The following is a 6,000-nucleotide window of genomic DNA, read 5'->3' as shown; positions in this document are numbered from 1 at the left end:
TCCTGTAGAATATAGGCTCAGTCTCTTGGCAGCATAAAATAATTGCGTAGCAGTTAAAAACTACTACGCAAAAAAGTCTAACTTATTGGGGTCACATCATTCATCTGGATGAAGTGACTGCTTTTTTATAGGCCTCTTATCTAATTCCCCAAAAGTTGTGGAAGTATCTTTTCTAGTAAAATCCCCTCTCTAGCATCAGTACCTTGTTCATAGGTCGTTTGAATAGCTGTTAATACAAACTGAGTCGCACGCTTTATGGCATCCCCTAAGTTAAAATCTCCTAAAAGAGCACCAATAAGTACACTGGTAAAGGCATCTCCCGTCCCAGGATAACTCACCGGAATCTCCTCATAAGCTACTTGGTAATATTGGTTTTGTTCTTTATCGTAAGCTATATTCACTTTCTTGCCAATTTCATTCACCATACCTGTAATGACTACTTGCTTTGGACCTAGAGCAGCTAAGTCTTTAAGTATTTCTTGAAGCTCCCACTCACTTCGTGGTTTAAGTTCATAAGGAATACCTAATAAAAAACTCGCTTCTGTTGGATTAGGAGTAATAATATCTGCTTGTTGCACAAGCTTTTTCATTTTTTCTTGCATCTTTAAATTATAGGTACGATAGAGCTTGCCATGATCCCCCATAACTGGATCTACGACAATGTATTGTTTCTCATTTTGCTTAAAATCTTGAAAAAACTGAGTCATAAGGTCAATTTGCTCTTCATTTCCTATAAAACCTGTGTAAATACAATCAAAATAAAGTCCTAAACTTTTCCAATGTGCCATATAAGGTTTCATGTGCTTGGTTAAATCTGTAAAAGCCATCTCTCCAAAGCCTCCTGAATGAGTACTTAATACTGCTGTAGGAAGGGGGCAAACCTGTACTCCCATGCAAGCTAAGATAGGCATAATCACCGTTAAGGAACATCTTCCAAAACCAGACATATCTTGAAGTGCAGCTACTCTTGGTATACTCTTTTTCATACTTTTCTCCTTAGTACTTATTACAAACTCTTTTTATCTTCTCTCTTAATCCTATCTTAATTTAATAAAAAAATAAAGTAAGAAGATAATTTTAACTCTTCTTACTTTTAGCGTTACTCAATTTGTATTACTTATAAAGTTCACTCTTTTTTATAGCACCAATACTAGCTATATTTTGAGGGATAACTAGTTCTTTATCTCTTGTTTGGTTCAAGTTAGCTATTAAGTTATCCTGTTTTGGAGCTGCTATATCTTCATCTATCTCTTTATTTAAAGCTTGATTTTTCTCTTCTTTTAAAACCGTTAGCTTTTGATTAAGCTCCTGAATAGTCCTATCTAATTCCTTTACTTTAAGGTTTAAGTCTGCTTCAGACTCACCTAAATAAACTTCTTCATAAATACCTAGTATATCCATTACATTTTCTAGCGTATCTAGTTCTTCTACTATATAAGTATAACGCGCTTGCTCTTCCTGTGGTAATTTATTTGCTAGATAGCGCTCAAAAAGCTTTTCTTTTTCTTGCAAATAGTCCTGTTTAAGTTTAACAAGCTCTTCCTCATCCACTTTCTTATAAAGTCTTTCCCCATTAAAGTATGCACCTTCTTGGATCTGCTCTACTAACTCCCGCTGGATAGCTATTTCCTCATCATTAATATGTAATTCTTTTAAATCCTTTTTGGTATGCTTTACATTATGTATTTTACAGGTTTTTCCTTTTGTATACACGTATTGACAATAAGGTGGTATATTATGCTTAGGCTGATTTAAGAAAATAATTGAACACACACTACTTCCTAATAAAACAATGAGTACACTAATTGCTATCATAGCATGCTGTTTTTTAAAATTTATTTTTTTTAATTGGATTTTTTTAGTGGGAGAAGCTTGTGTATTATTTTCTGATTCTAAATTTAAACTTACCTCTTCTTCTCCTTGCAACATTTCTGTCTCGTCCAATAATCTCCCTCCTATTTCGAATGTTAATTCAGAATATTTGCCGCCCCCTTAAATATTAATCGTATTAGGACTTATTGTCAAATATTTGGAAGGTTATTTATGAAAGCAAAAAAGACGCATCCTAAAACTCATTTTAAGACACGCCTTTTTTATAAGAGCGGGTGATGGGAATCGAACCCACGTGGCCAGCTTGGAAGGCTGGAGTTCTACCATTGAACTACACCCGCAAAATATATAAACTCTGCAAGGCAGAGATTGTTTTATGTATCTAGTTCCAACTAGACTAACAACATTCTATATATAAAGACTAACTATTTCATTCAAAAAATAATTAATCTGGCAGCCACCTACTCTCCCAACTCGTCTCCAAGCAAGTACCATCGGCCGCTTAGGTCTTAACCGTCGTGTTCGGTATGGGAACGGGTGTTTCCCCTAAGCGCATCGCCACCAGAAATATGTCGCTAGTTTTCCTAACGACCTTTACAATATTACACGAGATTTCTCCATATGTCAACATCTTTTTGCAAAAAAGATGTCTTTTTTTACAAAAATTTTATTCCACTTATAACTTAATAATTTTCCTTAGCAGGACGTTGTCCTTTACTACCACGACCCCCTTCCAATTGTCCATTAGGATTACCTGTTGTTATCCCACTCTCATTTAAATAGGTCATTATACTCTCTAGTGTACTCGCTGCTACTTGTGAACCTCCTGTATAACTTGCTTCTTTATATAAACCATCTACAACTGTCCCCTCAGCTGCTCCACCATAAGAAAAAGTATAGGTATTACCTTGTTTTATTTCTGGCGAAGAAACTAGAACACACTGATAGTCCTTAATTGGTGCAAAAGTTGCTATTTGTATCCCTTGACTATCTAAAAGACTTATGGGTGTATTTGCCTTCTGAGTATTACTAAAATTCATAAGCACTGCTGCTTGAGAGGAGGTTGTGCTAATACCCTGCATCATTCCCGCACTACCTGCTGCAATCAGTAAACCACCGCTTACATCAAAACTACCATCGTAATCGAAAGCACCATTTCCATTATTTGTAGGTCCATTAACAAGTACTGTTCCTCCTGTCATTACGATAGAACCATTGGCATCTAATCCATCTCCACTAGCATTTACAACGATATACCCCTCATTTATGGTTAATGTATTGTTTCCTGTGCTATTAAATACATCTCCATTTGATGTACCATCATTTCCTCCTGCTACATTAATCCCATCATCAGAGGCTACTACATGAATATTTCCTCCAGAAAGAATAATATCTGCACTCTCTAATCCCTCATAGCTTTTAGTAATGTTAATATCTCCTCCTTTTACTGTTAAGAGTGTATCTGAGTGAACACCATCATCTCCTGAGGCAAGAGTCATTTCTCCCCCCTCTATCGTCAATGTATTATTACTATGCAGGCTATCATCTGCTGAATCAATCGTAAATTTTCCTCCTAAAATAGTCATATCATTAACTGCTTTAAGCCCCTTTGCACTAGAAGCTATCTCTTCCTCACTCACCACTTTTTCAGTCAGAGTTGTTGCTTGATGTGTTTCTAGAGTGGAAGCTTGATTTTGTTGCATAGGTCTATCCTGTCTACCTCTTCCTATTGGATTTTGATTTACCTTTTGAGGTGCATTTGCACTGCCTCCACCTGTTTCTAAGACAAATTCACCACCTGTTATGGCAATGTTGGTTTCTGCTTGTATCCCATCAGCACCTGCTGTAATGTTAAACTTCCCACCTTCAATAGCAATAAAACCCTTACTTGCATCTGTCGAGTTGGTGGATTTAATACCATCTCCCTGTGCATTAATTGTAATTTGTCCATCTTTAATAGCTACACGATCCTTCCCTATAATCCCGTCATCTACCGAGTTAACAACCAGTATTCCTTCCATAACATTAAGGTCATCCTTAGATACAATAGCATTGTTATAATTAGCCTTTACGGTAAGTGTACCCGTCCCATTAATCGTTAAATCTGCCTTACTAAATAGCGTAGCATTAGGCTCATCTGTTGTTTCACCTGCAAAAATATACTCCGTACCATCTGATAAACTATTTTGTGTACCTTCTTCTAAAGATAAGATAACTTTACCAGCCTCTTCTATATAAATAGGTGCACTTGTAGAAGAATGAATTTGCATTCCATTTAATATAAGTCTTACAATCCCTTTATGCTGTTCATTAATAACAATAGATCCATCTGCTAAATTGCCACTCACTACATAAGTTCCTGCTTCAGTAATAGTTACTTTATTGTTCTCAACAGTCATACCTGTTCCTGAAGCTTCTATACTTTGTCCATTTAAAATAATAGTACTTACCTTATCTTTTTCCCATGGTTCATAGTAATCCTCTTCAGCATACTCTACTTCTGTAACTGGATTTGCAGGTGAAGCCTTCGCTTCATTACTTCCTGCTACAACTTCTGCAACAGCATTAGAGGTTCCTTGTTCTTTATAAGCAAGCTTGCCACTGGCACAACCCGTCATTATAGAAATACTAATAATTAAAGTCATTGCTGTTAAAGCTCTATTATGTTTTTTTATCATTTTATGCTCCTTCCCTTTAACTTCACGTGAGTTAAAGTTGTTCTTTACCCGCTAAAGGCCTACCACAAATAATCGTTAAATTTCCATTACGGCAACGCATTTCGTCAATCAACTCTTTTTCTTTTTTATTATCTTTGAGTTCCACTAAATAACTTAGTTCATACATACTTCCTAGGTTAGTTGTCTTTACTCTTTCTAAAGAAGACTTAACAGTATATTTTTTAAATAGGTCTTCAAAAATTTCATTATAGTCAAGATTCTCTGGAATCGTCACTTTAATTTCTTTTTGTGTTTTATTACCTTCTCCAAAAGAAGTTTTAAATAGTAAGAAAAAAACACTCCCTACTACAACAGTCATGACTATTGCAAAGTAACATAACCCATACCTGTTGCTAAACCAATTGCCATAGCAAAAAAGATGGCAGAAATCTCTTTTGAACTACCAGGAACAGACCTAAAACGCACTAAGCTAAAAGCTCCTAATACGGCTACACTTGTACCTAAATTACCATTTACCATCATAATAACTAACTGAATAAGGACTGGTAAAATGACCAAAGACGCCGTGAAATTTTTCGAGTATGTGCCTTGTGCCATGTAAACCCATGCTATAAATAAACCTAAAATAATGGATACTGTTGTACATAAAAGTGCCGTGTTTAGAGTAAGACCTCCACTTATTCCTTCTAATACGCTTGTAAACATAAACTTTCCTCCTTAACTGGTAAAATGCTTTCTTTATAAATCGTTCCGTACTTTGAAAAAGAGCTTGGATAAATCTCTAATCGCGATAAAATACGTGTAAGCCACATAGGTATAGCTCCTGTTACTTTAATCTCCATCAAGTACTGATCTTTATTTAGTATCATTTCTCCTTGAGTACCAGCTCCTAAGTTCAAAGCGTACTGCCTACTGCGGATATTATGATCAAAGGTTATCCGTATAGCATTGTCTTCCTTTCCAAAATAAGCTGTTCGGTCATAAGCAATATAGACCTTTGGGGATGGTTTATAGAAAGCAATGAAATAATCTAGCTCCTTTAATATCTGATTTTCTTTTTGAGGTCTTATACCCTTTTCCAAATACCTCTCTGCTTCTTCTAAGGTAAGAGAAATTCGCCTTTTAAAAACGGTTCCCTTATACTTTTTCTTAAGCTCTAGGTAAACCTTATCTTGCTTATTCGGTATGCCATAGCTTCTTAAACGTAACTTTTCTTTATATTTAGGTTTTTCTATAGAACGGCTAATGAGTTCATAAGTTGCTGTATCATAATAAATGTTCCCAATGGTATGTTCACCATACTCATCTCTCATCATATAAGGCTCTATTGCCTCCAAAAGCTGTTCATATTTGTCAGCTGTTAATAAATACTTTTTCTCAACCCTTTTAAAGACATAAATGGTTCCTGCCATTTTCTTTCTCCTTTCTCTCTTTTTACTTTAACCTGTGAACATATTTAATTTTAAAAGGGAAATACGTTTAACATTTGATG

General features: G+C 35.5%; 6 protein-coding genes, 1 tRNA gene and 1 rRNA gene. All 8 read right to left on the bottom strand.

From position 1 onward, the window contains the following. Positions 1–140: 140 nt before the first annotated feature. Positions 141–986 (bottom strand): pyridoxamine kinase, encoded by an 846-nt coding sequence (locus tag CS063_RS16345; protein ID WP_099450756.1) that lies wholly within the window; start codon positions 984–986, stop codon positions 141–143. Positions 987–1,113: 127 nt separating this feature from the next. After that, a complete protein-coding gene (locus CS063_RS16340; RefSeq protein ID WP_099450755.1) occupies positions 1,114–1,944 on the bottom strand; it encodes a hypothetical protein in 831 nt (276 codons plus the stop codon). A gap of 156 nt (positions 1,945–2,100) precedes the next feature. Then, positions 2,101–2,171 (bottom strand) — tRNA-Gly (locus CS063_RS16335). Between the two features lie 107 nt (positions 2,172–2,278). Then, positions 2,279–2,396: ribosomal RNA gene (gene rrf / locus CS063_RS16330) — 5S ribosomal RNA — on the bottom strand. A 117-nt stretch (positions 2,397–2,513) separates the two neighbouring features. Then, positions 2,514–4,508 (bottom strand): carbohydrate-binding domain-containing protein, encoded by a 1,995-nt coding sequence (locus CS063_RS16325; RefSeq protein ID WP_099450754.1) that lies wholly within the window; start codon positions 4,506–4,508, stop codon positions 2,514–2,516. Positions 4,509–4,539: 31 nt separating this feature from the next. Then, positions 4,540–4,866, bottom strand: a complete 327-nt coding sequence (locus CS063_RS17955) for a hypothetical protein (protein WP_308415552.1) — start codon at positions 4,864–4,866, stop codon at positions 4,540–4,542. A 2-nt stretch (positions 4,867–4,868) separates the two neighbouring features. Next, the gene (locus tag CS063_RS17950; RefSeq protein WP_308415551.1) at positions 4,869–5,213 is read right to left on the bottom strand and encodes a DUF4956 domain-containing protein; all 345 of its coding nucleotides are present in this window, start codon (positions 5,211–5,213) and stop codon (positions 4,869–4,871) included. After that, the gene (locus CS063_RS16315) at positions 5,195–5,920 is read right to left on the bottom strand and encodes a polyphosphate polymerase domain-containing protein (RefSeq protein ID WP_099450753.1); all 726 of its coding nucleotides are present in this window, start codon (positions 5,918–5,920) and stop codon (positions 5,195–5,197) included. The genes CS063_RS17950 and CS063_RS16315 overlap by 19 nt, the downstream gene beginning before the upstream one ends. Positions 5,921–6,000: the final 80 nt, after the last annotated feature.

Source organism: Sporanaerobium hydrogeniformans (assembly GCF_002735925.1).
GTDB lineage: Bacteria > Bacillota > Clostridia > Lachnospirales > Cellulosilyticaceae > Sporanaerobium > Sporanaerobium hydrogeniformans.
The sequence above is the reverse complement of the archived record's forward strand: the minus strand, read 5'-3'. Positions and strand labels throughout refer to the sequence as shown.

What these genes read in the sequence shown, in the direction of transcription:
- CS063_RS16315 (WP_099450753.1), bottom strand. Translation starts at nt 5,920, where the DNA reads ATGGCAGGAACCATTTATGTCTTTAAAAGGGTTGAGAAAAAGTATTTA.
- CS063_RS17950 (WP_308415551.1), bottom strand. Translation starts at nt 5,213, where the DNA reads ATGTTTACAAGCGTATTAGAAGGAATAAGTGGAGGTCTTACTCTAAAC.
- CS063_RS16345 (WP_099450756.1), bottom strand. Translation starts at nt 986, where the DNA reads ATGAAAAAGAGTATACCAAGAGTAGCTGCACTTCAAGATATGTCTGGT.
- CS063_RS17955 (WP_308415552.1), bottom strand. Translation starts at nt 4,866, where the DNA reads ATGACTGTTGTAGTAGGGAGTGTTTTTTTCTTACTATTTAAAACTTCT.
- CS063_RS16325 (WP_099450754.1), bottom strand. Translation starts at nt 4,508, where the DNA reads ATGATAAAAAAACATAATAGAGCTTTAACAGCAATGACTTTAATTATT.